Raw genomic sequence first — 26,505 nt, forward strand, 5'->3', positions numbered from 1 at the left:
ACCGCACGCGGCACGATCGGACGGGGCGGCCAGGCGGCCGCCCCGTCCGGCGTGCCCTCCGGCGACGGCATCCTGCGCGTGCTGCGCACGGGCGCCTTCGCCTTCGAGACCGGGGGGTTCCTGCCCGCCGTGGACCTCGCCTACGAGACGTGGGGGAGGCTCAACGCCGACGCATCGAACGCGGTCCTGCTGCAGCACGCCCTGACGGGGGACACCCACGTGGCGCGCGGGGACGGGGCGGAACCCGGGTGGTGGGACGGCTTCATCGGCCCGGGTCGGACCATCGACACGGAGCGGTACTTCGTCGTCGCCGCCAACATGGTCGGCGGCTGCTACGGCAGCACCGGGCCCTCGTCGCCCGATGCCGACGGCGTCCCCTGGGGCTCGCGCTTCCCGTTCACGACGATCCGGGACTCCGTACGGCTGGAGGCCCGGCTCGCCGACGAGCTCGGAATCGACCGCTGGCATGCCGTGGTCGGCGGTTCGATGGGTGGCGCGCGCGCCCTCGAGTGGGCGGCCGAGTTCCCGCACCGCGTCGGGCATTGCGTCGTGGTCGCCGCGACGGCGCAGGCGAGCGCCGAGCAGATCGCGTTCGCCCAGGCGCAGTCGGCGGCGATCCGGCTGGATCCCGGCTTCGCCGGCGGGGACTACTACGACGCCGGGGCCGACCCGGGCGGTACCGCCCAGGGGGCGCGGGGTCCGGTCGGCGGGCTCGGCATCGCCCGCCGGATCGCGCACGTCACCTACCGTTCCGAGCCCGAGCTCGAGTCGCGCTTCGGCCGCGCCGCGCAGCCCGGGGAGAGCCCGCTCGGTTCGGCGACGTCCGAACGCGGGCGCTACCAGGTGGAGAGCTACCTGGACCACCAGGCGGACAAGCTCGCGGCGCGCTTCGACGCCAACAGCTACCTGGTCCTGACCGAGGCGCTCATGAGCCACGACGTCGGCCGCGGCCGGGGCGGCGTGGAGGCGGCGCTCGCGCGTCTGGATTCGACCCGCTTCTTCATCGCCGCGGTGACGAGCGACCGGTTGTACTGGCCGGAGCAGTCGGAGCGCCTCGCGGCGCTCCTGCCGGGCCGTCCGCCGGTCCACGCCATCGACTCGCCGATCGGGCATGACGGCTTCCTCACGGACATCACGCAGCTCGACGCGCCGCTGCGCGCCACGGTCTTCGCCGGCTGAGCCGCGGGAGCGGCCGGGCCCCGGACCCCTCCACCCGGCGGGGCCGGGCGTGCGTCCCGCGCCTAGCCTTCCCCGTGCTGCCGCTCGGGATCGCCGGCGCCCACCGTGCCCGTCGAAAGCGGGGAGGCGAGCGGGCGCTTGGCGGTGACCCCGTCGCCGCTGGAGCGGCCGCGCAGGCGGCGCAGGACCCAGGGGGTCAAGTGGGTCCTGGCCCAGACGAGGTCCTCGCGGCGGGCCTCGCGCCAGGGCTTCGGCACCACGGGCTTGACCTGCAGGGGCTCGAGCTCGTGCGCCACGTTGAGGGTGTCCAGGAACATCGCGGCGATCGTGTGGTGGCCCAGCGCCGAGAAGTGCAGCCGGTCCTCGGCCCACATGGCCGGGTGGTGCAGCTCGCCGAGGGACCAGAGGTCGGCGACCACGGCGTCGTGCCGCGCTGCCACGGTGCGCAGGTTCTCGTTGTAGATGGCCACGCGCCCGCGCCGGGTGTTCAAGACGGGGGTCGTGCCGATGTCGGGGCCGTTGAACAGGACGACAGTGGCCCCGGTGGCCGCGAGGTCGCCGATGAGGACGTCCATCTCGGCCGCGAGCGCGTCGGGGTCGCCATTGGGCCGGATCACGTCGTTGCCGCCGGCGCAGATGCTCACGAGGTCGGGCTTGAGCTCGATCGCGGGGCCGACCTGCTCCTCGTGGATCTGCCGCAGCAGGCGCCCGCGGATCGCCAGGTTGGCGTAGGCGAAGCCCTCCACGCCGCGGCTGAGCTCCTCGGCCGCGCGGTCCGCCCAGCCCCGGCTGCCGCCGGGGGAGGATGGATCCGGGTCGCCGATGCCCTCGGTGAACGAGTCGCCCAGGGCCACGTAGCGCCGCCAGGGATGCCGTTCCACGTCACGGGCGTCGTCGCCGACCGTGTCGGACCAGGGGGAGGTCTTGTGGTTACTCACGGGTACATCCTCGCAAATCGAGGCCCTCGGCGCCATGCCTGGCGGGGTGCGACGCATTGCTTCAAGCTTCAATGACGCGCGTGGTTCAATGGTCTTCATGAGTGCGCATGCCTGGAATCCCGTTGTCGTCTGGTCCCGCCCCGAGTCCGAGCGGGCGGGGACGCCCCTGCTCGTCATGTTCCACGGCTACCTGTCCCACGAGCGGGACCTGATCGGCCTGGCGCCGCTGCTCCCCGCCGAGTTCACGATCGCCTCGGTGCGCGCGCCCCACGCCCTCGGACCCGGCTTCACGTGGTTCCCCCTGACCCAGGACATCGACTATTCCGTCGAGAAGGTCGTCGAGGCCTGCGGGGACGTCTGGTCGTGGCTGGACGCCGTCAGGGACCAGCACAGCTCCGTGACGCTGCTGGGCTTCTCCATGGGCATGGCCGTGGCGACGTCCGTGCTGCGCCACCGCCCCGCGGACATCGACGCGGTCGTCGGGCTGTCCGGATTCGCCGTCGATGCGGGCGGCGACGCGTTCTTCGACGACGAGGCGGCCCGCCGGCTCCGCCGACCGCTGTTCTGGGGCCGTGGCCAGGCGGACGCCGTCATCGGCGAGGACAAGATCGCCCACACCCTCGCATGGGCCAGGGACCATGCGGAGCTGAGCAAGATGCTCTACGCCGGACTGCCGCACTCGATCAACGAGGCCGAGATGGGCCACGTCTCCGAGTTCCTGCGGCACCACGTCCTGGACCGCAGCGTGGCCGAGGCGTAGCGCGGTCCGGGCGCGGCGCCGCGCTCCGGGCTCAGGCCCCGGACTCGACGCGGATGCGCTCCCCGTTCGCCTCGACCTCGTCGCCCGGGCGGACCTGGCGGCCCCTGCGCGTCTCGATATCGCCGTTGACCTTGACCAGCCCGTTCTCGATGAACTCCTTGGCCTGGATCCCGTCCTCCGCGAGGGAGGCCAGCTTCAACAGCTGGCCGAGGCGGATCGACTCGTCGCGGATGGCCACGGGCAGCGGTTCGTGTGCGCTCATGGAACCATCATCCACCATGCGTCCTCCGCCCCCGGAACGCTCCCCGGCGGACCGGAGGCCGGCACCGCCGTCGTCCGCCGCGACCCCTCGCCGGATCCCCGGCGCAGGAGTAGCGTTGGACCCAGGACCGGACCCCAGGGGGAAGCCATGGACTCCAACGCGCACCGCACGGGATACGACCCCGGATTCCTCGGCCCAGCCATCGAGCCGCCGGCACGGGCGGGGGAGGGAGCCGCGGTCGCGTACGACGACGGCGAGGTCGTCCCCTACGCCCACTTCTCCCTGTCCATGCACGGGGCCAGGCGCCTGGCGCGCTGGGTCGCGTGGAACATCGACGGCGGAGGACTCATGAGGCTCAACCGCACCGGGATCCGCTTCACCAAGGACCGGCGGGTGCCCGCCGGGCACCAGGCCGGCGACGAGCTCTACTCCGCGAACCGCCTGGACCGCGGGCACATCGCCCGGCGGGCCGACCTGCTGTGGGGAGGCCGCGAGGAGGCGGAGGCGGCCAATCGGGACTCCTTCTACTTCACCAACATCGCCCCGCAGCTCGACGACTTCAACCAGAGCAGCCGCCAGGGCGTCTGGGGCCGCATCGAGGACGCGCTCTTCGAGGACGTCGAGGTCCAGGGGCTGCGCGCCTCGGTCTTCGGCGGACCCGTCTTCCACGACGACGACCGCGTCTACCGCGGCGTTCCGATCCCGCGGGAGTTCTGGAAGCTCGTCGCCTTCCTCCACGACGACCACCTCACGGCACGCGCCTTCCTCCTGACGCAGAACCTCTCCGTCCTCGAGGCCCTGGAGATCGACGAGTTCCGCACGTACCAGGTCTCCGTGGCCGAGCTCGAGGACCGGACCGGGCTGCGCTTCGACGCCCCGCTGCACGACGCCGACACCCTCGCCGTGACCGCCGACGACGCCCTGCGCCGGCCCCTCGACGCCCCCGCCGACATCCAGTGGTGAACGCCCGCGGGCCCCGCGGGCGCGCCGTCATGGACGCCGTGCCCGTGGGGGCCACGCACTAGCATGGGCCGGTGAGCCAGAGCCCCGTACCCCGACCGATGCCCGCACCCGGATCCGCCGCTGCCCGGCGTGTGCTCCCGGTCTGGGCCGGCCTCCTCCTAGCGGTCTTCGCGGGACTGCTCATGCCCCTGCAGGGGCGCGTCAACGGGGGACTGAGCACGGCGATGGACGACGGCGCCGGCGCCGCGACCGTCAGCTTCGCCACGGGCCTGATCGTCATGACCGTCCTCTCCTTCGCCCTCCCCGCCGGCCGCCGGGGGCTCGCCCAGGCGCGCGCGGCCCTCCGCGACCGCGACTTCCCCCGCTGGTACCTCCTGGCCGGCGTGCTCGGCGCCTACCTCGTCCTCGGCCAGGCGAGCGCGGTGCCGCTCATCGGCGTGGCCGTGTTCACGGTCGCCGTGGTCGCAGGCCAGACGATCAGCGGCCTGGTCGTGGACCGGATCGGCTTCGGACCCGGAGGCCGCCGCGCCGTGACGGCCCGGCGCCTGACCGCCGCGGTCGTCATGGTCCTGGCTGTCGCGTGGGCCGTGTCTCCGAGGATGGCCCCGGGAAGCGACGGCGACCCGGGCCCCCTGCTTCCCGTCCTCCTGCCGTTCACGGCGGGGCTGCTCATGGGGTTCCAGCAGGCCATGAACGGGACGCAGGCCGCCCGCTATGGCACGCCGATCACCGCGACGTTGTTCAACTTCGCCGCCGGCGCCCTCGTGCTCGCCACCGCGTGGGCGGTCAAGGTCCTCGTCGGCGGCGGAACCGCCTCCTGGCCGGGCGAGTGGTGGCTCTATACGGGCGGACTGTTCGGTTGCATCTTCATCGCCATCGGCGCCGTCCTGGTCCGCTCCCTCGGCGTCCTGGTCTCCGGGCTGTGCATGATCGCCGGCCAGCTCGTCGGCTCCCTCGCCATCGACCTCGTCCTGCCCGCTCCGGGAACGATCATCGCCCCGGCCACGGTCCTCGGGACGCTCGTGACCCTCGGCGCGGTCGTCCTCGCGAGCCTTCCCGGACGGCGCCCGCGGTAGGCGCGGCCCCGGCGTCGTCCTCCGCCCCCGCGCAGACCGCGAATCCTTCCCCCCTCGCACGGACCGCGCCTCCCTCCTCCGCGCCCGGCCCGAGCCACCCGGCCCCCGCTGCCGGCGGCGGATTGCGGCGGCGGCAAGGCGCCGCGCTAGGCTGTGTCGGTAGCATTTCCCACCCCCGTTGCGGACCGCAACCAGCGGCCACGTGAACCTTTGGAGTTGTATTCATGGCGCCCCAGTCCAAGCTCGACCAGGTCATCTCCCTCGCCAAGCGGCGCGGCTTCGTCTTCCAGGCGGGTGAGATCTACGGCGGATCCCGCTCCGCGTGGGACTACGGACCCCTGGGCACCGAGCTCAAGGAGAACATCAAGCGCGAGTGGTGGCAGACGTTCGTCCGCGGTCGCGAGGACATGGTGGGGCTCGACTCCTCCATCATCCTGCCCAAGCAGGTCTGGGAGGCCTCCGGACACGTCGCGACGTTCACCGACCCGCTCGTCGAGTGCACCTCGTGCCACAAGCGCCACCGCCAGGACCACCTCCTCGAGGCCTTCGAGGCCAAGAAGGGGCGCGCGCCGGAGTCCATGGCGGACATCGCCTGCCCCGATTGCGGCACCAAGGGGCAGTGGACCGAGCCCCAGCTCTTCTCCGGCCTGGTCAAGACCTACCTCGGCCCCGTGGACAACGAGGCGGGCCTGCACTTCCTGCGCCCCGAGACGGCCCAGGGCATCTTCGTGAACTTCAACAACGTCCTGACCGTGTCCCGGAAGAAGCCGCCGTTCGGCATCGGGCAGATCGGCAAGGCGTTCCGCAACGAGATCACGCCCGGCAACTTCATCTTCCGCACGCGCGAGTTCGAGCAGATGGAGATCGAGTTCTTCACCGCTCCCGAGGACGCCGACACGTGGTTCAAGGACTGGGTCGAGGAGTGCTGGACGTGGTTCCTGGACCTGGGCATCGACCCCGAGAACATGCGCCGCTTCGACGTCCCCGAGGACGAGCGCGCCCACTATTCCGCGGGGACGATCGACTTCGAGTACCGCTTCGGCTTCCAGGGCTCCGAGTGGGGCGAGCTGATGGGCGTCGCCAACCGCACCGACTACGACCTCGGCTCCCACACGAAGGGCTCCGGCACCGAGCTCAGCTTCTTCAATCAGGCCACGGGCGAGCGCTACACCCCGTACGTGATCGAGCCGTCCTTCGGCCTGACCCGGTCCATGATGGCCTTCCTCGTCGACGCCTACACCGAGGACGAGGCCCCGAACGCCAAGGGCGGCGTGGACAAGCGCACCGTCCTGAAGCTCGATCCGCGCCTGGCCCCGGTCAAGGCCGCCGTCCTGCCGCTGAGCCGCAACGAGGAGCTCTCGCCGAAGGCGCGCGACCTCGCCGCCGAGCTGCGCCGGCACTGGAACATCGATTTCGACGACGCCGGCGCGATCGGCCGGCGGTACCGCCGGCAGGACGAGATCGGGACGCCGTTCTGCATCACGGTGGACTTCGACACGCTCGAGGACCAGGCCGTCACCATCCGCGAGCGCGACACGATGGCGCAGGAGCGCGTGGCCCTGGACCAGGTCCGGAGCTACCTGGCGGCGCGTCTGCTGGGAGCGTGAGCATGGCCGAGCTGAGCTACCGTCCCTGGACCGACGGCGACGACCTGGCCCTGCTGCAGGTGTGGGGGGACCCCGCCACACCGCAGGCCCATCTGGACCGCACGATGCTGCGGCCCGCGAGCGGGGATCCCTGGGCCCGGACGCTCGTGGCCGAGGACCAGGGCGTCCCGGTCGCCGCGGCGACGCTCTTCGAATCCTCGCTCCACCCGGACCGGCTGTGGCTCTACGCGGAGGTCGCGCGCGAGAACCGCCGCGCGGGCGTGGGCACCGAGCTGCTGCGGCGCCTGCGCGAGGAGGTCCCGCCGTCGGGCACCACCGCGGTCCGCGCCCGGTACACCGTGGAAGGGGCCGACGGCGAGGCCGCCGCCGCCTTCGCCGCGTCGCTCGGGCTGCACCCGATCCAGCGCTCGCGCGACGTCGTCGTCGAACCGGGCGGCCTGCCCCTGCCCGTCTTCGAGGAGGACGGGCTCACGCTCGAGGAATCGGCGACCGGTTCGGTCGAGCTGACCCAGCTCGTCGCCGACTTCTACAACGCCGTCCACGGCTGGGACCGTTCCGAGATGACGCTTGGCCGGGCGCAGACCATGCTCCTCGGCGACCCGACCGGCGCCAAGGGAGCCGTGGTGCTGCGCGACCGTCCGCGGGAGCAGGGCGGGAAGATCCTGGCCTTCGCCGTCAGCTACGAGCCGGACCGCCTCGACGCCCCGGCGGACGTCCTCCTGGGCTGGGATCCCTCGCTCGCCGAGCCGGCAGCCCGCGAGGCGCTCTCCGGCCTGCTCGCGATGCTCGCGCACCAGTACCCGGTCAAGCTCGAGGTCGACGACGCGATGCAGCCCCTCGGCGACCTCGTCGACGCGCTCATTGCGGCCGGGCAGGCGACCGTCGTCACGACGACGCACATCGTCTCCGACCAGTAGCCGCAAGCGAGCCGGAGGAAACCGCATGGGACACAGCCACGGCCACGAGGGCCCCGTGCTGAGCGATCCGCTGCGCCGACGCCGCGCGACGGTGATCCTGGCGGCCATCCTGCTGCCGCTGGCCGTGCTCACCGGCATCGGGGCGGTGGCCCTCTGGCCGGGGCCGGCGGCCGACCGCGTCTCGCTCGGAGACCCCTACTCCACGGCAGCGGGCGTCGTCTTCGCCTCGGGAACCGTGCAGCGCACGGTGACCGAGGAGTGCCCGTCCTCGGGGGCCACGGCGGACGCCGGCGGGACGGCGCAGCTTTGCGAGGTCTCCTACGTGCTGCCGTCGGCGGGCGGCAGCGCCGTCCCCGTGGAGGTCCCGCCGGAGATCGTCGCCTCGACGGGCGTGCAGGCCGGGGACAAGATCCGGTACCTCGACCTGCGCGGCGCCGTGACCGGCTCGGCCGCGCCCTACGTGTTCGTGGACTTCGTGCGGACCGTGCCCATCCTGCTGCTCGCCGTCGTCTACGCGGCCGTCGTCTGCCTCGTCGCGCGGTGGCGCGGCTTCCGCGCGCTCCTCGGGCTCGTCGGCGCCTACGGCGTGTTGTCCGTGTTCATGCTGCCGGCGCTCGTCGAGGGGAAGCCGCCGCTGCTCGTGGGCCTCGTGGGCTCCTCCATGATCATGATCGCGGTGCTCTACTTCGCCCACGGCTTCACGGCCCGCACCACGACGGCCCTGCTCGGGACGATCTTCGGGCTCATGGTGACCACGGTCCTCGCGGCCTGGGCGACGGGCGCCGCGCACCTGACCGGGGTGGGCGACGACGCCTCCTACACGCTCGTCAACCAGGTCCCGCAGCTGAGCCTGTCCGGCGTCATCCTCTGCGGCCTCCTCGTGGCCGGGCTCGGCGTGCTCAACGACGTCACCATCACGCAGTCCTCGGCCGTGTGGGAGCTCGCCGAGGCCTCGCCGGACCGCAGCGCCGGGGAGCTGTTCGCGTCCGCCATGCGGATCGGCCGCGACCACATCGCCTCCACGGTCTACACGATCGCCTTCGCCTACGCGGGGGCCGCGCTGCCGGTGCTGATCCTCCTGAGCCTCTACGACCGGGCCCTGTTGGACACGTTCACGAGCGGCGAGCTGGCGGAGGAGGTGATCCGGACGCTCGTCGGGTCGATCGGCCTGGTCCTGGCCATCCCCGTGACGACGGGCATCGCCGTCCTCGTCGTCAAGGCCGTCGGCCCGGGGAGGGGCCGCGGGCCCGGTGCCGCGGGCGCCGCGGGTGGCGGCGCATCCGGTGATCCCCTCGCGAGCCGGGCCGGCTGACGGGCGCCGCCGATTTGCCCCCTCTTGACATAATGGACGGGTGACTGCCACTACCGCCGCCCCGACCACCACGAAGCTGGAACTGCCGCCCCTGAAGCTGGGCCGGCTGACCATCGACGTGCCCGTGGTCCTGGCGCCCATGGCCGGCATCACCAACCGCGCCTTCCGGCGGCTCTGCCGCGAATACGGCGGCGGACTGTACGTCGCCGAGATGGTGACCTCCCGCGCGCTCGTGGAGCGCAACGAGATGTCGATGCGCATCATCTCCCACGACGCCGACGAGGACGTGCGCTCCGTGCAGCTCTACGGGGTGGACCCGAAGACCGTCGGCGCGGCCGTGCGCCTCCTGGTCGAGGAGGACCGGGCCGACCACATCGACCTGAACTTCGGCTGCCCCGTCCCCAAGGTGACGCGCCGCGGCGGGGGATCGGCCCTGCCCTGGAAGACGGAGCTGTTCACGGCGATCGTGCAGACGGCCGCCCGGGAGGCCGCCCGCGGGGACGTCCCCCTGACCATCAAGATGCGCAAGGGCATCGACGACGACCACTTGACGTTCATCGAGGCGGGCCGGATCGCCCGCGACGCCGGCGTCGCCGCCGTCGCCCTGCACGGGCGCACGGCGAGCCAGTACTACTCCGGGCAGGCCGACTGGAACGCCATCGCGGAGCTGCGCAACGCGCTGCCCGACATCCCCGTGCTCGGCAACGGGGACATCTGGAGCGCCGAGGACGCGGTCGCCATGGTCGAGCAGACGGGTGTGGACGGGGTCGTGATCGGCCGCGGATGCCAGGGGCGGCCGTGGCTTTTCGGCGACCTGCAGGCGGCGTTCGAGGGATCCGGGCGCCGCTTCAGGCCGGGGCTGAAGGAGGTCGCCGACAGCTTCTACCGCCATGCCCAGCTGCTCGTGGAGTACTTCGAGGACGAGGGCAAGGCCCTGCGCGACATCCGCAAGCACGTCGCCTGGTACTTCAAGGGCTACCAGGTCGGTGGGGAGCTGCGGGCCTCCCTCGCCACGGTGCCGGACCTCGCGACGCTGCGCGCGCTCCTGGCCGAGCTCGACGCCGGGGCCCCCTACCCGGGGCCGGACGCCGAGGGCCCGCGGGGCCGCGCCGGATCACCCAAGCGGACCACGCTGCCCGACGGGTGGCTCGACAGCCGCGAGCTGAGCACCGCGCACCGGGCCATGATCTCCGCCGCCGAGCTGGACGTCTCGGGTGGCTGAGCGCCGCACCGCCGCCTGGCCGGCCGGTACCGCGGGACGTCCCGTGCCCGGATACAGCGCATACGACGAGGAGCGCTGGGTCCCCGAACCACCCAAGAAGTCCTACCGGACGAGTTTCGAACGGGACCGCGCGCGCGTGCTCCACTCCTCGGCCCTGCGCCGGCTCGGGGCGAAGACACAGGTCGTCGCCCCCTACTCGGACGACTTCGTCCGGACGCGCCTGACGCACTCGCTCGAGGTCGCGCAGGTCGGGCGCGAGCTCGGCGCCACGCTGGGCTGCGATCCCGACGTCGTGGACACGGCGTGCCTCGCCCACGACCTGGGGCATCCGCCGTTCGGCCACAACGGGGAGAAGGCGCTGGACCGCCTCGCCGCCCACATCGGCGGCTTCGAGGGCAACGCCCAGACGCTGCGCCTGCTGACCCGTCTCGAGACCAAGGCCTTCCGCCCCGGGGGCGGCTCGGCCGGCCTGAACCTGACGCGGGCGACGCTGGACGCCGCCTGCAAGTACCCGTGGGCCCGGCCCGAGGCCCCGTTGAAGGCGGACGGGACGCCGACGCGGAAGTTCGGGGTCTACCAGGACGACCTCCCGGTCTTCGAGTGGCTCCGTTCCGGGAACGACGACGGTGCCTCCGGGGCGCGCCCGGAACCGCAGCAGAAGTGCGTCGAGGCCCAGGTCATGGACCTCGCCGACGACATCTCCTACTCCGTGCACGACGTCGAGGACGCGATCGTCGCCGGCCGGTTCCAGTTGCGCTGGATCCGCAACGCCGACCAGCGCGGGAGGGTCATCGAGTACACGCGGCGCTGGTACCTGCCCGGGATGGACGACGCGACGATCGACGCCGCGTTGCGGCGCCTCGAGGCGACCGACGAGTGGGTTCCGCACGCGGACGGCTCCCGCCGCTCGATGGCGGCGCTGAAGGACATGACGAGCCAGTTCATCGGGCGGTTCTGCCAGTCTGCGCTTGACGCGACGGCCGCGGAGTTCGGCAGCGAGCCGCTCACGCGCTTCAACGGCCGGCTCATCGTGCCGGAGGAGACGGAGCACGAGATCGCCGCGATGAAGGGCCTCGCGACCGCGTACGTCATGACGAGCGAGGAACGCCAGCCCATCTACCAGCGGCAGCAGGAGGTCCTCGGGGACCTCGTGGGACTGCTGGAGGAGACGGGGGAGCGGTACCTCGAGCCGATGTTCGCGGCGGATTGGCGGGAGGCCGAGGACGACGCGGGCCGGCTGCGCGCCGTGGTCGACCAGGTGGCGTCCCTGACCGACGGCTCCGCGATCGAGTGGCACGCGACCCTCGTCCAGGGGCATTCGTTCGGGGCGGAGCTCTTCTGAACCGTGCGGAGCAGCGCGTGGGGCGTTAGGTAAGCCTAACCAACGTGATAGCGTGGTGCGCGACGGCCACCGGCCCCGAGCATCCAGGAGCGTTCCATGTCCGAGCAGTCCACTGCCCCACGGCGACTGGCCCGCGGCTTCGAGGGGGCGGTCCTCAAGCTGCTCCGGGCCGACGACCACGAGATCCGCCTCACGGCACGGCGGCCGCTGCCGGGGCGCATGCTCCGCCTCTCGTTCGCCTCACCGACCCTCTTCGGGGCCGCTCCGCCCTTCCCGTCCTTCTGGATCCGCATCTGGTTCCCGGATCCCGCCGCACCGGGCAGGGCCCGCCAGCGTGCCTATACCGTCCTCAACGCCGACCCGGAGGCGGGCACGTTCGACGTCGACTTCCTGGTCCATGAGCCCGCCGGGCCCGCCTCGGGCTGGGCGGGGACCGCGGAACCCGGCGAGGTGCTCGCCGCGACCGTCTACGGATCCAAGGAGTACCCCACCGGGCCGGGCCGCCGCCATGTCCTGCTCGCGGACCTCGCCTCACTGCCGGCGGCGCGCGACGTCGCCGCGACGCTGGCCGCCGACGGCGCCGAGGCCCGCGTCCACATCGCCCTGCTGCCGGCCGAGGATTGGCGCGGCGCGCCGGACGGCCGCCCCGAGACCGACGGCATGGAGCGCGCCGACGTGGCCTGGACGATCGACCGCGGGACCGGTGACGAGCTGGCGGCCGCCGCCGGGCCGGACCTGGCCTGGGCGGACGCCGTCTGGATCGCGGGGGAGTCCGGCCGGATCAGGACGCTGCGCCGGGCCGTGAAGGAGCACACGTCGCTCGGGCGCAAGGACGTCCACGCGCTGGCCTACTGGGCCTCGGGCCGGGCCATGGGCAGGTCCCCTCCGAGGCCGGCTGAGGGCCGGGCGGGTCCGCCGGGACGGGTGCCGGGCGCCGGGTCCAAAGCGTCGCCTTCCGCCAGTAAGCTGGAGGGCATGGCGGGGCTGATCAAACGCGAGGACATCGACGAGGTCCGCTCTCGCACCGACATCAAGGAAGTCGTCGAGGGGTACGTGACGCTGCGCTCGGCGGGCGTCGGATCCTTCAAGGGCCTGTGCCCCTTCCACGATGAACGGAGCCCCAGCTTCCACGTCCGGCCGCAGGTCGGGTCGTTCCACTGCTTCGGGTGCGGCGAGAGCGGCGACGTCATCTCCTTCATCCAGAAGATGGACCACACGGGATTCTCGGAAACCGTCGAGCGGCTCGCGGCCCGCATCGGCTACGAGCTGCGCTACGAGGACGGCGGCACCGGCCCGAGCCGGCAGGAGGTCGGCCGCCGCCAGCGGCTCATCGACGCCCACAAGGTGGCCGAGGAGTTCTTCCGCGCCCAGTTGGGAACGCCCGGCGCCGAGACCGGCCGGGCCTTCCTCACCGAGCGCGGCTTCGACCGCGCCGCGTGCGAGCACTTCGGCGTCGGCTACGCGCCCCAGGGCTGGGACGCGCTCCTGAAGCACCTGCGCAACAAGGGCTTCCACGACGAGGAGCTCAAGCTCACCGGCATGTTCTCGGAGGGCCAGCGGGGCATCTACGACCGCTTCCGCGGCCGCCTCACGTGGCCGATCCGCGACCTCACGGGGGCGACGATCGGCTTCGGCGCCCGCAAGCTGTACGAGGACGACCAGGGCCCCAAGTACCTCAATACTCCCGAGACCCAGCTGTACAAGAAGTCCCAGGTCCTCTACGGCGTGGACCTCGCCAAGCGCGAGATCACGCGGAACCGGCAGATCATCGTCGTCGAGGGGTACACCGACGTCATGGCCTGCCACCTCTCCGGGGTCGGGACGGCCGTGGCGACGTGCGGTACGGCGTTCGGAGCGGACCACATCAAGATCGCCCGGCGGCTCCTGCAGGACGACGGGACCGGGGGCGAGGTGGTCTTCACCTTCGACGGCGACGCGGCGGGTCAGAAGGCCGCGCTGCGCGCCTTCGAGGAGGACCAGCGGTTCATCGCCCAGACCTACGTGGCCGTCGAACCGAGCGGCGCCGATCCCTGCGAGCTGCGCCAGCAGCGCGGGCCGGAGGCCGTCCGGGAACTCATCGCGTCGAAGCGCCCGCTGTTCGAGTTCGCGATCAAGGTCGGCCTGAAGAAGTTCGACCTGGACACGGTCGAGGGCCGCGTCCAGGCGCTGCGCACCTCCGCCCCCATCATCGCCGCCATCCGCGACTCCGCGATGCGCCCCGCCTATGCGCGCGAGCTCGCCGGCTGGCTCGGCATGGACATGGACGACGTCCACCGCGCGGTTTCGGCCGCGGCCAAGCGGGCCCGCGAGGCTCCGCCGGCCGGGACGGAGCGCGGACGGCGGCAGGGTGCCGCCGCGGACCGCGAGGGCCGGGACGCGGCGCGCCCGGGCGCGGAGCAGGGGAGGGGGTACGACGGCGGGGCCGGCGCCCCGTCGTCGTACTCCCCGCCGGCGCACCAGCAGCCCGACGTGAACGATCCCGTGACGCGGATGGAGCGGGAGTCGCTCGAGGTGGTCCTGCAGCAGCCCGCGATGCTGACGCCCGAGCAGTGGCAGGCGTTCTACGAGGCGCGCTTCCTGGCGCCGGCCCACGCCGCGGTCCACGCGGCCGTTCGGGCCGCCGGCGCGTCCGGCGCGACGCCGTCACGCTGGGTCGAGGCGATCCGGCAGGAGGTGCCGGAACCGTTGCGGCCGCTCGTGTCGGAGATGGCCGTGATGCCGTTGCCGGCGAACTCGACGGAGGCGCTCGCGCGGTACTGCCGGGACATCATGAACCGCCTGTTCGAGCTGCAGATCACCCACCAGAAGGCGGAGCGGATCGGACAGCTCCAGCGCATGGATCCCGCCGCGGACCCGGAGGGCTTCCAGCGGATCAACCGGGAGCTCATGGAGCTCGAGATCCGGCGGCGCGCCCTGCGCGGGGACTGAGCCAGGGGGAGGCCCGTGATTTAGCGTCGGCGGCGCGGCTCTTGTATAGTCTTATCCGTTGCCTTCCCCCGTAGCTCAATTGGCAGAGCATTCGACTGTTAATCGAAGGGTTACTGGTTCGAGTCCAGTCGGGGGAGCTCTCCGCGAAGTCCCAGCAGGCCCAGGCCGCTGGGACTTTCGTCGTTAACCCGTGGGGTTGCAACGCCGCCGCCGGCACGCCGGCCCCGGCGGCGCGCCCGGATATCAAATCGTTATTTCAGGACTCTTCGCGGTCCAGCGAGGCCGCTCTGCCCGCGACGATCGTTTCCGAAACGTAACCTTCACGTCGAGGGTGGCGGCGCCTGGTCGCCGCGCGCCGCTGCCCGATGCGCGCCACGGCGCGGCCGGATGTGACCCGCGTCACGGGGTGGGGCATTGTAGGGACATCCACGCCAGGCTTCAATGACCCCTTCGGTGGACCCGGCCACCCGTCCTGCTCGACGATTCCACGTTCCGCGGGCGTGATTCCGTGGAGGCGGCGCAAGGGCGACGCGGAGTGTGCCTAGAATGACTGGAATTCCCGACGGTCAACACGATCTGTCGAGTGGTTCCTGGCGGATTTCCGCCTGATTGACGTGGCGTGTGAGGAGCGTGGTCCGTGGTTCTGTCGACGGCTGGGGGAGGTCCAGAACGGGTACGGCCGCCCCGGTCCGGGAGGGGGCCCGCGGGGCGGGGTGCGCCATGCTGAAGTACCTGGGCCGCCGGGCGGCGACCTACGTGGTCATGATCTTCCTGACCACGTCCGCCACCTACTTCCTGGCCGTGAGCACCATGAAGCCGGCGCTGTTGGAACAGGAACGGATCCCCCGCCCCACGCCCGAACAGGTCGAACGCTCCTTCAAGGGCCTCGGGCTGGACCCGACCGCCTCGCCCTGGGAACGCTACGTCGACTGGCTCTCGGGCGTGCTCTTCCGGTGGGACTGGGGCCGCAGCCCCAACAGCGCCTTCGTCAACGAGCAGTTCGGGGACCGCGTCTGGGTCTCGACCCGCCTCTTCCTCGCCGCGATCATCCTGACGCTCGTGATCGGCGTCGTCCTCGGCGTCGTCTCCGCGGCGCGGCAGTACAAGATCTCCGACCGTCTCATCACCGGCTACAGCTACTTCGTCTACATCCTCCCGGCCCCGATCGGCTACTTCCTGATCCAGCTCGGGGCCATCCAGATCAACGCCATGGCGGGCGAGCGGATCTTCTTCGTCACGGGCATCGCCACCCCGGGGGTCGAGCCGGGCTGGGAGGCCTTCTGGGACATGGCCGCCCACTACGCCGTGCCGACGTTCGCCATCACGGTCATGGGCTGGCAGGCCTACCAGATCGCGCAGCGCCAGTACCTCCTCGACAACGTCAACGCCGACTTCGTGCGCACCGCGCGGGCCAAGGGGCTGACCCGCAACCAGGCGATCAGCCGGCACGCGCTGCGCGTCTCCTTCATCCCCGTCGCCCAGTCGATCGCCTTCACCATCCCGGCCATCTTCACGGGAGGCTTCTTCGCGGAGGCCATCTTCGCCTGGCCGGGCATCGGGCTGTGGGGCATCCAGGCGATCTCCATGGCCGACGTGAACGGCACCGTGGCCACCGTCGCCTACGCCTCGCTGATCTTCGCCATCGGCGCCATCCTGGCCGACTTCGCCACGACGCTCGTCGATCCGAGAGTGAGGGTCTCATGACCACGTGGGGAACCCCGGACCCCCGGGACATCGGCACCCTGGAGCCGGACGCGGAGCCGACGCTCGAGCACGGCGTCGTCAAGAGCAAGAACGCCATCATCCTCCGCCGCTTCCTGCGCAACCGGACGGCCGTCCTCGGTCTGTGCATGTTCGGCTTCCTGTGCGTCTTCGCCGCGTTCGGCGGACTCCTGAGCCCGTGGGACAGCCGGACCATCGATCCGCTCGCGGTTTCGCAGGGGCCGTCGGCCGAGCACTGGTTCGGGACGTCGCAAAGCGGGCGGGACCTCTACATGCAGATGGTGGACGGCGTCCGGACCTCGATCGTCATCGGACTGATCGTCGGTCTCGGATCGGCCCTGCTGGCGGCGGTCTACGGCTGCACGATGGCCTACTTCGGCGGCCGGGTCGAGAAGTACATGCTGCTGTTCCTGGAGACGCTGATCATGGTCCCGACGATCCTCATCGTGGCCATCGCCACGAGCGGCGGCGGCGGGCTCAAGGAGAACGTCCCCGGGTGGATCCTGCTCACCGCGGTCCTGTTGCTCTTCGGCTGGATGGGCGCCGCCCGACTCATCCGCTCGCTCGGGCTGTCCCTCATGACGCGGGAGTTCATTAAGGCGGCCCAGTTCATGGGGATCCACCCCTTCAAGATCGTCTGGCGTCACCTGGTCCCGAACATCGGTTCCCTCCTGGTCCTCGAGGTCACCAAGGGCATCTCCCTGGCCGTGCTGGCCGAGATCTCCTTCTCCTTCGTGGGAATCGGCGTCAAGGACCCGGACATCAGCCTCGGCGTCCTCATCGCCCAGGCCTCCTCCCAGGTCAGCTCCTTCCCGTGGATGTTCTGGTTCCCGCTCGCGGCGATGTTCTTCCTCACGGGAGCGCTGGCCATGATGAACGACGGCCTGCGGGACGCGTTCGACCCGCACTCGACGTCCGTCGGAAAGGCCAAGCCATGAAGCAGCGACCCCTAGGTGACACTCCGGCCGCGGGCGCGGGTGCCCGGCCCGCCCCGGGAACGGGAGCGGCCGGCACCCTCGCGCAGGGCCCCGCCCCCGTGCTGAGCGTCCGGGACCTCAACGTCCGCTTCAACACGGAGAACGGCGTGATCCACGCGGTCCGGGGCATCGACCTGGACCTGCACCCCGGCAAGACCCTCGGGGTCGTCGGCGAGTCCGGATCCGGAAAGTCCGTGACGTCGATGGCCGTCATGGGGCTGCTGCCCGAGACCGCGCGGATCACGGGCTCCATCAGCTACCGGGGAACCGAGCTGCTCGGCCTGGGCGACAAGGAGATGTGCCGCTACCGCGGCAAGGACCTGGCCATGGTCTTCCAGGACCCGCTCTCCTCCCTGACCCCCGTCTTCACGGTCGGGGACCAGATCATGGAGGCGCTCACGGTCCACCACCCCCGGATGAGCCGGCAGGCCAAGGCCGCCCGCGCCGTCGAGCTCCTCGCCCTCGTGGGCATTCCGAGCCCGAGGGAGCGCATGAAGGCGTTCCCGCACGAGTTCTCCGGCGGCATGCGCCAGCGGGTGATGATCGCCATCGCCATCGCCAACGATCCGCAGGTCATCATCGCCGACGAATGCACGACGGCGCTCGACGTGACCATCCAGGCGCAGGTGCTCGAGGTGCTCAAGGCCGCCCAGGAGGAGACCGGCGCCGCCGTGATGATGATCACCCACGACCTCGGCGTCGTGGCCGGCATGGCCGACGACATCGTCGTCATGTATGCCGGACGGGCCGTCGAGAACGGGACGGTCGAGGACATCTACTACGGCCCGCGCATGCCCTACACGCTCGGCCTGCTGGCGGCCGTGCCCCGCGTGAACCAGACCACGTCCGAGTCGCTCGTGCCCATCCACGGCACGCCGCCCAACCTCGTCGACCCGCCGCCCGGGTGCGCGTTCGCCCCGCGCTGCCCGCTCGCCTCCGAGGAATGCACCCGCTCCGACGTGGCGCTCGTACCGGTCGACGGAAGCCCGGGCCACAGCGCGGCCTGCCTCAAGACCGACCTCGTCAGGGACAACCCGGACGCCCACCAGGTCTTCTCGGCGCCCGAGATCCCGGGATCGCTGCTCGCCGACGTCCCCCGGGCCGAGCGGCGCACGGTCCTGGAGCTGCGCGACGTCAAGAAGCACTTCCCGCTCATGAAGGGCGCGCTCGTGAAGCGCCGGATCGGTACCGTCAAGGCCGTCGACGGGCTCAGCTTCGACATCCGGGAGGGGGAGTGCTTCTCGATCGTCGGCGAATCCGGCTGCGGCAAGACCACCACGCTGCTCGAGATCATGGAGTTCAAGAAGGCGACGGACGGGCAGATCCGGATCAACGGCGTCGGAAACGGCGAGGCGAGCCGGAACGAGGTCCGCACCGGGGTCCGCAAGGACCTCCAGATGGTCTTCCAGGACCCCACCGGGGCGCTGGACCCGCGGTTCACGGTCTACGAGATCCTGGCCGAGCCGCTCGAGAACCAATGCGTGGCCAAGCCCGAGATCCGGCGCCGCATCCTCGAGCTGATGCGGACCGTGGGCCTCCAACCGGACCACGTCAACCGCTTCCCGAACCAGTTCTCGGGAGGACAACGGCAGCGGATCGGCATCGCGCGGGCGCTCGCGACCAACCCCCGGCTCGTGGTCCTCGACGAGCCCGTGTCCGCCCTCGACGTCTCCGTCCAGGCGGGCGTGGTCAACCTCCTCGACCAGCTGCGGGCCGAGCGCGGCCTCAGCTACCTCATGGTGGCCCACGACCTCTCCGTCGTCCGGCACATCTCGGACCGCGTCGCCGTGATGTACCTGGGCCGGATCGTGGAGATCGGGGAGGTCGACGAGGTCTTCGAACGCCCCCGGCACCCCTACACGCGGGCCCTCCTCTCGGCGATCCCCATCCCCGATCCCCGGGTGGAGCGCGCGCGGCGCCGGATCATCCTCGACGGCGACCTGCCCACGCCGCTCGACGCGCCCCGGGGGTGCAACTTCGCCTCGCGGTGCCCCATCTTCGCGGGCCTCCCGCCGGAACGCCGGCAGAAGTGCCTCGACGAGGTGCCCGAGCTGCAAGCGGTGGCCGCCGACCACGGCCACGCCTGCTTCTACCCCGACGACCGCCTGGACGACGCCGTCGTCGTCCAGGGACATTCCGCGGGCCACGTCAGCGCCGCGGCGACAAGCCTCGACCGGACCACGGGACAGGACCACTGAGAAAGGTATGCCATGAACAACCACATCAAGGTAGGCGCGGCGCTGTCCGCCGCCCTGCTGCTGACCGCATGCGCGGGCGGCGGCAACGGAAGCGGCGGCCCGGCCTCGGCCGCGGCCGGCGTCTCGGGCGACGACCTCGCCCAGCTCGTGGACATCAACGAGCAGCCCCGCGAGGCGCTCGCCGACGGCGGGACCCTGACCCTCCCGGTCGGCAACGTCGGGCCGAACTTCAACCGTCACACCAACGCCGGCAATTCCGCTGACAACGCGTTCCTGCTCTCGCCCATGAACCAGGCCGGCTGCTGGACCGGGGACGCCGTGGGCACGCCCCAGCTCAAGGAGGACTTCTGCACGGAGTTCGAGAGCGATGTCGTGGACGGGGTCCAGACCATCACCATCAAGATCAACGAGCAGGCCGCCTGGAACGACGGCACGCCCATCGAGGCGGACTCCTTCATCAACACGTGGAAGCAGCTCGACGGCTCCATCGAGGACAACGACATCGTCAGCCCGGGCAGCTACGAGTACATCGAGTCCGTCGAGCAGGGCGAGACCGCCAAGGACGTCACCGTGGTCATGAAGACGCCGACGTTCCCCGTCGACGCCCTGTTCTACCGTCTCGTCCACCCCGACGTGAACACGCCCGAGGTCTTCAATGACGGGTTCGTCGGCGAACCGCATCCCGAGTGGCGCGCGGGCCCCTACACGCTGGACCAGTACGACAGCGCCGCGCAGACGATCTCCTACAAGAAGAACGACGCTTGGTGGGGCGAACCCGGCAAGCTGGACACGATCGTGTTCCGCCAAATGGAGGACTCGGCGACCATCGCGGCCTTCAAGAACGGCGAGATCGACGCGACCGCGGCCAACACGCTCAACCGCTACCAGCAACTCGACGGAACCCCCGACGCGGACGTCCGCCGCGGCCAGCGGCTCTTCGCCGGCGGCATGAACATCAACGCCCAGGCCGACGTCGTCAGCGACGTCGCCGTCCGCGAGGCGATCTTCACGGCTGTGGACCGCAAGGCGCTCGCCGCCGTGCGCTACAGCGGACTGAACTGGGAGGAGGAGACGCCGGGATCGATGATGCTCCTGCCGGTCTCGCCGCACTACCAGGACAACTACCCCGTCGAGGAGCCGGGCGCCGAGGCGGCCAAGCAGGTGCTCGTGGACGCCGGGTACGAGGAGGGCGCGGACGGCGTCATGGCCAAGGACGGGGAGAAGGTGGCGTTCTCGATCACCAACTTCGGCGACGACCCGACGACCCTGGCGCTCGTCCAGACGCTCCAGGACCAGCTGAACAAGGCCGGGATGGAGGTCTCGATCGACCAGCGCGGTTCCTCGGACTTCGGCAAGGTCATGGGCGAGCGGACGTTCCAGATGACGATCTCCGGATACACGGTCGGCTCCGATCCGACGAACACGGTCAAGCAGTTCTACGACACCAAGGTCTCGGCCAACGGCGTCGGCGACGAGGAACTGGACCGCCGGATCGCGGAGGTCCCGCAGATCGAGGACGACACCGAGCGCATCAAGGCCGCGATGGACATCGAGAAGGAGCACATGGCCAAGTACTACTCCATGGGCATCGCGTTCAACGGGCCGCTGATCACCTTCGCCAAGCAGAAGCTGGCGAACTACGGCTCGCCGCTCTTCAAGGGCAGCGAGGACCTGGACTGGACGCTCGTGGGCTGGGAGTCCGAGTAGGCCGGGACCGGGGCGGGCGCGCACCCCGTCGGGTGCGCGCCCGCCGCGGCACGGATTGGCACTGGTGCGCGGGAGCCTGCTAGAGTTTTGTTCGCTTCATTCCCCCGTAGCTCAATTGGCAGAGCATTCGACTGTTAATCGAAGGGTTACTGGTTCGAGTCCAGTCGGGGGAGCGTTCCCGAAAACCCCCGCCTTGGTCCTCGAGGCGGGGGTTTTCCCGTCCCCGGGCCGCGACGTGGCGGCCCGCCTCATCCCGGGGTCGTACGCCCGGAGGCTGAGCCGATCCCACGTGACGCAGTGGTAGCTTTGGTGTGGATCGGCCCAGGGTGGCCGGGAGAGGATGGAAGCGGACCATGGCAGGAAGCACCTCCAACGGCCAGTCGGCATCGCTCATCGGACTGCTCAAGGACGCGGGCCGGTTGGCACCCAAGCAGTTGAACGACGAGATCCAGCTCGCCGTCGCCCAAATGAAGTCCAAGGGGATCCACGTCGGCATCGCCGCGGCCCTGGCCGTCGTCGCGCTCGTGTTCGTGGCGTTCGTCGTCGTGGCACTGCTGGTGGCGGGGATCCTGGCGCTCGGCCTCGTCGTCGAGCCGTGGCTCGCCGCGCTGCTCGTGGCCGCGTTCTTCCTGGTCCTCGGCGGACTCCTCGGCCTCATCGGCTTCGGGCGCGTGAAGAAGGCCATGCCGCTCGTCCCGGAGGACGCGATCCGAGGGTTCAAGCACGATCTCGGCGTGATCGCCGAGGGATCGGCCTTCGACCCCTCCGTCCTCGACGAGCCCAAGCCCGAGAAGGAGGAGGACTCCTCCGGGGAAGACGCCAAGGAGAAGAAGCCCAAGCCGGAGCCCGTCCCCTACGACGAGCTGCTGCGCCGCTCGGCCGAGCGCCGCGACCACCTCGCCCGCCTGCGCGACGAGATCGGCCCCAAGGTCGACGTCAAGACCCGGGCCGGGCACGGCGTCGAGCGCCTCATGGGCTTCGCCTCCCGCGGTGCCGAGCGGGCCTCGCAGACCGTGTCCGACGCCGGGTCGGCAGTGGGCGACGACGCCGCGCGCCTCGTGCGCGAACGGTGGCAGCCCCTCGCGGTGATGGGCGCCTCCCTCATCGCCCTCGCCGTGTTCCTCAGGCGCCTGACCAAGGGGTAGGCCCCGGGCGCCGCGCCGCCACCGAGCACAAGAAAGGGGGAGCCACGTTGCGGATCTTCGGCGCCGGCCACCGCGACGACATCGAGTACCGCGTCCTCGATTCGTTCTGGACCGTACCCAATGTCATCACCGTCGGCCGGTTCCTCCTGGTCCCGGCGTTCGTCTGGCTCGGCGCCACCGGGCAGTACCTGGCCGCGACGGTCGTCCTCGTGGTCCTCGGCAGCACCGATTGGATCGACGGATACCTCGCGCGGCGCCTGAACCAGGTCTCCACCGTCGGGATGTGGCTCGACCCCCTCGCGGACCGCCTGGCGCTGATCACGGTGGCGGCCACGTTCGTCGTCACGGGAATCGCCCCGGCGTGGCTCGTCTATTCGATTGTCGTGCCGGACGTCATCCTGATCGTCAACTCGCTCCTGCTCTTCGGCGGCAGTCCGGGCCTGCGCGTCTCGCGACTGGGCAAGACCCGCACGGCCCTGATGCTCGTCGGCGCGCCCCTGTTGCTGCTGGGCCGCGTCCCCGGCCTGGAGGAGAGCGCCATCGGTCCGACGGCGACCGTGCTGCTCGCCATCGCCTGCGCACTGCACATCGCCGCCGCGGCCGGCTACTTCGTCAAGGCCCACCAGAAGGCCAGGGCACGACGTTCCGGGACCGCATGGTCTGGGTAGCCGTCTGCTGCGCGATCGCGGCGGCCTTCTTCCTGGCCTTCGGCACGCAGCGCCAAGGCGGTGCGGTGCGGGCCAGCACGGGCGGACTGAGCGTCACCTCGCGTGGCATGGTCCGCCTGCTGGCCAACCCCCGCTGGGTCTTCGGCCTGCTCCTGATGGTCATCGGCATGTCGCTCAACGTCTACGCGCTGGCGACGGCGCCGCTCACGGTCGTGCAGCCCATCGGGGCGATCGCGCTCGTGATCACCACGATCGTGAACTCCCGAGAGCTCGGCATCCGGATCAACCGCCCGACCGTCCTGGCCATCACGGCATGCATGGTCGGCAGCATCGGATTCGTCCTCATGGCCATCAATGCGACGGCCGAGAACCACAGCGTCACGCGGGAGCAGGAACTGACCACGGTGCTGCTGCTCGTGCTGGTCGTGGCCGCGTTCGGAGGACTCGCTTCCGTCTTCCGGCACCGGCTCAACGCCTTCTTCTACATCGTCGGCGCGGGCGTGCTGTTCGGCTTCGTGGCCGTCCTGGTCCGGACCATCGCGATCGCGCTCATGGACCCGAACGGGCTCTTCCTCGCCAACGTCTCCTGGTATGTGGTGCTGTCCGTGGCCGCGGCCGGACTGCTCGGGACGTACTTCGTGCAGAACGCCTACTCGAGCGGCCCGCCGGACCTCGTGATCGCCGGTCTCACCGTGATCGACCCGATCGTGGGGATCGCGATCGGGATCTGGATCCTCGGCGAGCTGCGCCCCGACGTGCATCCGGTCACGGCGATCTCCATGGCCGGGGCCGCCATCGTTGCTATCGTGGGGGTCGTTGCCCTTTCCCGGCACCACCCGGACGTCCTGCAACGCCAGGCCGAGGCGCGTCGGAAGCATCCCGACGCCTAGCCGGTGCCCGTCCCACGGGCCGCACGTCCCGCCAGCCGCTTCCCCCGAACGACGCAAGGAGCCCGCCACCGTGACCGGTGACAAGCCACTGAAGATCCTCATCGCCGCGGACACGTATCCGCCGGACGTCAACGGGGCGTCGGTCTTCTGCCACCGGCTCGCCACGGCGATGGCGGCGCGCGGCCACGAAGTGCATGTCGTGGCGGCCCGCGCCTCGAAGGGCCCGGGCTACGTCGAGCAGCGTCCGGAGGCGACCGTGCACCGGTTGGCCTCGCACGCCGTCCCGACGCACCCGAGCTACAGGATCGTCTTCCCGTGGGATGCGGCCCGGGACCTGGCGCGCATCATCGACGACGTGCGGCCCGACGCCGTCCACGTCCAGTGCCACTACATGGTGGGCCAGGCGGCGGTGAACCAGGCGGTGAAGCGCGGGATCCGGACCATCGCGACGAACCACTTCATGCCGGAGAACCTCGACCCGTTCCTGCCGTTCCCGCGGTGGTTCAAGCGCATCGTGGCCCGCAATTCGTGGCGGGACATGGGCAAGATCATGGGTCGGGCCGACGTCGTCACGACGCCGACGCCGCTGGCGGCCCGTGCGATGAAGCTCCACGCCCGCCTCGACGAGGTGCTGCCGCTGTCCAACGGCATCGATTCGAGCCACTACGAGCTGGCGCCGGGGGAGGAGGTCGTGAAGGACCCCTGGCCGCTGGTGTTGTTCGTGGGACGCCTGGCGGTGGAGAAGAACGTCGACGTCCTGCTCGAGTCGCTGACGCGGATGAAGACCGAGCCCGCTCCGCACCTCGAGGTCATCGGCGGCGGAGAGCAGCGCGCCAACCTCGAGCGGCGGGCCGCGGAGCTCGGCGTCGCGGACCGCGTGGCGTTCCGCGGCCACGTGGACGACGAGGAGCTGCGCCGCGCCTACCTGCGGGCCGACGTGTTCTGCCAGCCGGGAACCGCCGAGCTGCAGTCGCTCGTGACGCTGGAGGCGCTGTCCGCGTCCCGTCCCGTGGTGCTGGCGGACGCCATGGCCCTCCCGCATCTGGTGGACGACGGCGGGAACGGCTACCTCTTCACCCCGGGGGACGCGGAGGACCTGGCCGGGAAGATCGACCGCGTCCTGGCCGCCTCGGACGAGGAACGCGCGGCGATGGGGGAGGCCGGCCACCGGAAGGCCGTGTTCCACAGTGCGGAGAAGACGATGAACACCTTCGAGGCGCTCTACCGTGGCGCCACGGCGCAGGACGTCCTCGGCGCATGAAGCCCTCCGGCCGTCCACTAGGATGGTTGGTGCTGCCCGGCGCTCCGCGGTGCCGCGGCCGAGGGGCGGTAGCTCAGTTGGTTAGAGCAAGGGACTCATAATCCCTGGGTCGTGGGTTCAAGCCCCACCCGCCCTACCACGGGCGGTTCCGGTGTACCGGGACCGCCCTTCGGGGCACGACAGCAATCCGTAGGGAGGTGCCGCATGGACCGGCCGCTGCACATCGCCATGTTCGTGGACCAGCATCCGCAGTCCCTCGGCGGCATGCAGACCTCCGTCCGCCTGCAGCGCAAGTACCTCGAGCGGCTGGGCCACCAGGTCAGCGTCGTCGCTCCGCCGGCGCGGCACGGCCAACCCGAGGGCGCCGCCGTCATCGAGCTGCCGGGCTTCGGCGTGCGCGGCAGCGAGTACTCGGTGAGCCTTCCGGGCCGCCGGGCCGATCGCGTGCTCGACGAGGCGCTGGCCGGCAGCGCCCCGGTCGACGTCGTCCACGTCCAGGCCGACTTCTGGCAGGCCGCGACCGGATACCGATTCGCCCACCGGCACCGCCTGCCCGTCGTCCACACCATGCACAACCGCCTGGACGTGGGCCTGCGCGCCACGGTCCCGTTCCCCGACGTCGTCGAGCGGGCCATGGGCCCGGCGATGCGGGCGATGCTGCCCGGGCCGACGCCGCCGGCCAGGGACGCCTGGGGCTATCTGCGGGTCATGACCGAACGGGCTGCCGTGGTCACGGCCCCGTCCAGCCACTTCGCCCGCCTCCTCGAGGAACGCGGGGTATTCGACTCCGTCCGCGTGGTCCCCAACGGCTTCGACGACGACCTCGCCGCCGAACTGCTCTCCGTCCCGCGGCCGCAGCGATCGGGCCGCCCGCGCCTCGTGTGGATCGGCCGCTTCAGCCCCGAGAAGCGGTTGCTCCCGTTCCTCGATGCCGTGCGGCGCTCCGGCATCGACGCCGAGGTCCACGTCTTCGGCGACGGGGCCGAGAGGGCGCGCGCCGAGGCCGCGGTGCGGGGGCTGACGACGCCGGACGTCGTCTTCCGGGGCACCGTCCCCTACGCGGCCATGCTGGGGGAGCTGCGGGCCGCCGATGCGCTGGTGCAGACCTCGCTCGGCTTCGAGACGCAGGGCATGACCGTCTTCGAGGCGGCGGCCCTCGGCACGCCCACGATCCTCAGCGACGCCCGGATCGCCGAGGACCTGCCGCCGGGCTCGTTCGTCCAGGTGCCGTCCGGGCAGCACGCCGACGACGTCGAGCCGCTCGCCACCGCGTTGCGTTCCTCGGTCGCCGCGCTGAAGGACGGCCGCCTCGGCCGCGTCGAGGGCATCGACCCCGAAGCGGTCCTGCAGTCGCGGCAGACCCGGCTCATGCTCGACGCCTACGTCTCGGTCCTGGTCCGCCGCTGACGCCCACCGGTCGCCGGCCCCTCC

Annotated in this window: 21 protein-coding genes, 3 tRNA genes and 1 pseudogene; 23 read left to right on the plus strand and 2 right to left on the minus strand. The window is 71.2% G+C overall.

Annotated features, from left to right (window positions below; genetic code table 11):
- The first annotated feature begins 15 nt into the window (after positions 1-15).
- Positions 16-1,179, plus strand: a complete 1,164-nt coding sequence (gene metX, locus AC0QR5_RS01840) for a homoserine O-acetyltransferase MetX (protein WP_430632792.1) — start codon at positions 16-18, stop codon at positions 1,177-1,179.
- Positions 1,180-1,241: 62 nt separating this feature from the next.
- On the opposite strand, the gene AC0QR5_RS01845 is transcribed toward metX, so the two are convergent.
- The gene (locus tag AC0QR5_RS01845; RefSeq protein ID WP_329859884.1) at positions 1,242-2,117 is read right to left on the minus strand and encodes an SGNH/GDSL hydrolase family protein; all 876 of its coding nucleotides are present in this window, start codon (positions 2,115-2,117) and stop codon (positions 1,242-1,244) included.
- A gap of 97 nt (positions 2,118-2,214) precedes the next feature.
- Between AC0QR5_RS01845 and AC0QR5_RS01850 the strand changes: the two genes are divergently transcribed.
- Positions 2,215-2,877, plus strand: a complete 663-nt coding sequence (locus AC0QR5_RS01850) for an alpha/beta hydrolase (protein ID WP_329859885.1) — start codon at positions 2,215-2,217, stop codon at positions 2,875-2,877.
- Between the two features lie 31 nt (positions 2,878-2,908).
- On the opposite strand, the gene AC0QR5_RS01855 is transcribed toward AC0QR5_RS01850, so the two are convergent.
- Positions 2,909-3,139 (minus strand): RNA-binding S4 domain-containing protein, encoded by a 231-nt coding sequence (locus tag AC0QR5_RS01855; protein WP_329859886.1) that lies wholly within the window; start codon positions 3,137-3,139, stop codon positions 2,909-2,911.
- A gap of 147 nt (positions 3,140-3,286) precedes the next feature.
- On the opposite strand from AC0QR5_RS01855, the gene AC0QR5_RS01860 reads away from it, so the two are divergent.
- From AC0QR5_RS01860 to AC0QR5_RS01960, 21 genes and pseudogenes are all read left to right on the plus strand, one after another.
- Entirely contained in the window at positions 3,287-4,102 is an 816-nt protein-coding gene (locus tag AC0QR5_RS01860) for a DNA/RNA non-specific endonuclease (protein WP_329859887.1), read from the plus strand.
- A 98-nt stretch (positions 4,103-4,200) separates the two neighbouring features.
- Positions 4,201-5,178: a DMT family transporter gene (locus AC0QR5_RS01865; protein ID WP_329859913.1), complete on the plus strand. Its 978-nt coding sequence runs from the start codon at positions 4,201-4,203 to the stop codon at positions 5,176-5,178.
- A gap of 224 nt (positions 5,179-5,402) precedes the next feature.
- Positions 5,403-6,785: a glycine--tRNA ligase gene (locus AC0QR5_RS01870; protein ID WP_329859888.1), complete on the plus strand. Its 1,383-nt coding sequence runs from the start codon at positions 5,403-5,405 to the stop codon at positions 6,783-6,785.
- Between the two features lie 2 nt (positions 6,786-6,787).
- Positions 6,788-7,702: a GNAT family N-acetyltransferase gene (locus tag AC0QR5_RS01875; protein WP_329859890.1), complete on the plus strand. Its 915-nt coding sequence runs from the start codon at positions 6,788-6,790 to the stop codon at positions 7,700-7,702.
- Positions 7,703-7,727: 25 nt separating this feature from the next.
- A complete protein-coding gene (locus AC0QR5_RS01880) occupies positions 7,728-9,014 on the plus strand; it encodes a YibE/F family protein (protein WP_329859892.1) in 1,287 nt (428 codons plus the stop codon).
- A gap of 40 nt (positions 9,015-9,054) precedes the next feature.
- Positions 9,055-10,236 carry a tRNA dihydrouridine synthase DusB gene (gene dusB, locus AC0QR5_RS01885; protein ID WP_329859894.1) on the plus strand — a complete coding sequence of 394 codons (1,182 nt, stop codon included), beginning with the start codon at positions 9,055-9,057 and terminating at the stop codon, positions 10,234-10,236.
- A complete protein-coding gene (locus AC0QR5_RS01890; protein WP_329859896.1) occupies positions 10,229-11,578 on the plus strand; it encodes a deoxyguanosinetriphosphate triphosphohydrolase in 1,350 nt (449 codons plus the stop codon). Before dusB ends, AC0QR5_RS01890 begins: the two co-directional genes overlap by 8 nt.
- 219 nt (positions 11,579-11,797) lie before the next feature.
- Positions 11,798-12,382 (plus strand): annotated as a pseudogene (locus tag AC0QR5_RS01895) (siderophore-interacting protein); the annotation flags it as partial.
- Between the two features lie 171 nt (positions 12,383-12,553).
- Positions 12,554-14,506: a DNA primase gene (dnaG, locus tag AC0QR5_RS01900; RefSeq protein WP_329859915.1), complete on the plus strand. Its 1,953-nt coding sequence runs from the start codon at positions 12,554-12,556 to the stop codon at positions 14,504-14,506.
- 64 nt (positions 14,507-14,570) lie between these two features.
- A tRNA-Asn gene (locus AC0QR5_RS01905) sits at positions 14,571-14,643 on the plus strand.
- A gap of 583 nt (positions 14,644-15,226) precedes the next feature.
- Positions 15,227-16,210: an ABC transporter permease gene (locus AC0QR5_RS01910; RefSeq protein WP_329859898.1), complete on the plus strand. Its 984-nt coding sequence runs from the start codon at positions 15,227-15,229 to the stop codon at positions 16,208-16,210.
- Positions 16,207-17,166 (plus strand): ABC transporter permease, encoded by a 960-nt coding sequence (locus AC0QR5_RS01915; protein ID WP_329859900.1) that lies wholly within the window; start codon positions 16,207-16,209, stop codon positions 17,164-17,166. The genes AC0QR5_RS01910 and AC0QR5_RS01915 overlap by 4 nt, the downstream gene beginning before the upstream one ends.
- Positions 17,163-19,403 carry an ABC transporter ATP-binding protein gene (locus tag AC0QR5_RS01920; protein WP_329859902.1) on the plus strand — a complete coding sequence of 747 codons (2,241 nt, stop codon included), beginning with the start codon at positions 17,163-17,165 and terminating at the stop codon, positions 19,401-19,403. Before AC0QR5_RS01915 ends, AC0QR5_RS01920 begins: the two co-directional genes overlap by 4 nt.
- 12 nt (positions 19,404-19,415) lie before the next feature.
- On the plus strand, positions 19,416-21,110 hold the full coding sequence (locus AC0QR5_RS01925) for an ABC transporter family substrate-binding protein (protein WP_329859904.1): 1,695 nt from the start codon (positions 19,416-19,418) through the stop codon (positions 21,108-21,110).
- A gap of 100 nt (positions 21,111-21,210) precedes the next feature.
- Positions 21,211-21,283 (plus strand) — tRNA-Asn (locus tag AC0QR5_RS01930).
- A 180-nt stretch (positions 21,284-21,463) separates the two neighbouring features.
- Positions 21,464-22,255 (plus strand): phage holin family protein, encoded by a 792-nt coding sequence (locus AC0QR5_RS01935; protein WP_329859916.1) that lies wholly within the window; start codon positions 21,464-21,466, stop codon positions 22,253-22,255.
- 47 nt (positions 22,256-22,302) lie between these two features.
- Entirely contained in the window at positions 22,303-22,923 is a 621-nt protein-coding gene (locus AC0QR5_RS01940) for a CDP-alcohol phosphatidyltransferase family protein (protein WP_329859918.1), read from the plus strand.
- On the plus strand, positions 22,911-23,813 hold the full coding sequence (locus AC0QR5_RS01945; RefSeq protein ID WP_329859920.1) for a DMT family transporter: 903 nt from the start codon (positions 22,911-22,913) through the stop codon (positions 23,811-23,813). Before AC0QR5_RS01940 ends, AC0QR5_RS01945 begins: the two co-directional genes overlap by 13 nt.
- Before the next feature lie 70 nt (positions 23,814-23,883).
- Positions 23,884-25,074: a glycosyltransferase gene (locus AC0QR5_RS01950; RefSeq protein WP_329859921.1), complete on the plus strand. Its 1,191-nt coding sequence runs from the start codon at positions 23,884-23,886 to the stop codon at positions 25,072-25,074.
- Between the two features lie 62 nt (positions 25,075-25,136).
- A tRNA-Ile gene (locus AC0QR5_RS01955) sits at positions 25,137-25,213 on the plus strand.
- Positions 25,214-25,278: 65 nt separating this feature from the next.
- Positions 25,279-26,481 carry a glycosyltransferase gene (locus AC0QR5_RS01960; protein ID WP_329859922.1) on the plus strand — a complete coding sequence of 401 codons (1,203 nt, stop codon included), beginning with the start codon at positions 25,279-25,281 and terminating at the stop codon, positions 26,479-26,481.
- The last annotated feature ends 24 nt before the right edge of the window (positions 26,482-26,505 follow it).

The sequence above is a fragment of the Arthrobacter sp. J156 genome, from assembly GCF_056172865.1.

Coding starts and splice junctions, on each gene's coding strand:
- AC0QR5_RS01850 (WP_329859885.1), top strand. CDS start 2,215: ATGAGTGCGCATGCCTGGAATCCCGTTGTCGTCTGGTCCCGCCCCGAG.
- AC0QR5_RS01855 (WP_329859886.1), bottom strand. CDS start 3,139: ATGAGCGCACACGAACCGCTGCCCGTGGCCATCCGCGACGAGTCGATC.
- AC0QR5_RS01860 (WP_329859887.1), top strand. CDS start 3,287: ATGGACTCCAACGCGCACCGCACGGGATACGACCCCGGATTCCTCGGC.
- AC0QR5_RS01865 (WP_329859913.1), top strand. CDS start 4,201: ATGCCCGCACCCGGATCCGCCGCTGCCCGGCGTGTGCTCCCGGTCTGG.
- AC0QR5_RS01870 (WP_329859888.1), top strand. CDS start 5,403: ATGGCGCCCCAGTCCAAGCTCGACCAGGTCATCTCCCTCGCCAAGCGG.
- AC0QR5_RS01875 (WP_329859890.1), top strand. CDS start 6,788: ATGGCCGAGCTGAGCTACCGTCCCTGGACCGACGGCGACGACCTGGCC.
- AC0QR5_RS01880 (WP_329859892.1), top strand. CDS start 7,728: ATGGGACACAGCCACGGCCACGAGGGCCCCGTGCTGAGCGATCCGCTG.
- dnaG (WP_329859915.1), top strand. CDS start 12,554: ATGGCGGGGCTGATCAAACGCGAGGACATCGACGAGGTCCGCTCTCGC.
- AC0QR5_RS01910 (WP_329859898.1), top strand. CDS start 15,227: ATGCTGAAGTACCTGGGCCGCCGGGCGGCGACCTACGTGGTCATGATC.
- AC0QR5_RS01915 (WP_329859900.1), top strand. CDS start 16,207: ATGACCACGTGGGGAACCCCGGACCCCCGGGACATCGGCACCCTGGAG.
- AC0QR5_RS01920 (WP_329859902.1), top strand. CDS start 17,163: ATGAAGCAGCGACCCCTAGGTGACACTCCGGCCGCGGGCGCGGGTGCC.
- AC0QR5_RS01925 (WP_329859904.1), top strand. CDS start 19,416: ATGAACAACCACATCAAGGTAGGCGCGGCGCTGTCCGCCGCCCTGCTG.
- AC0QR5_RS01935 (WP_329859916.1), top strand. CDS start 21,464: ATGGCAGGAAGCACCTCCAACGGCCAGTCGGCATCGCTCATCGGACTG.
- AC0QR5_RS01945 (WP_329859920.1), top strand. CDS start 22,911: ATGGTCTGGGTAGCCGTCTGCTGCGCGATCGCGGCGGCCTTCTTCCTG.
- AC0QR5_RS01960 (WP_329859922.1), top strand. CDS start 25,279: ATGGACCGGCCGCTGCACATCGCCATGTTCGTGGACCAGCATCCGCAG.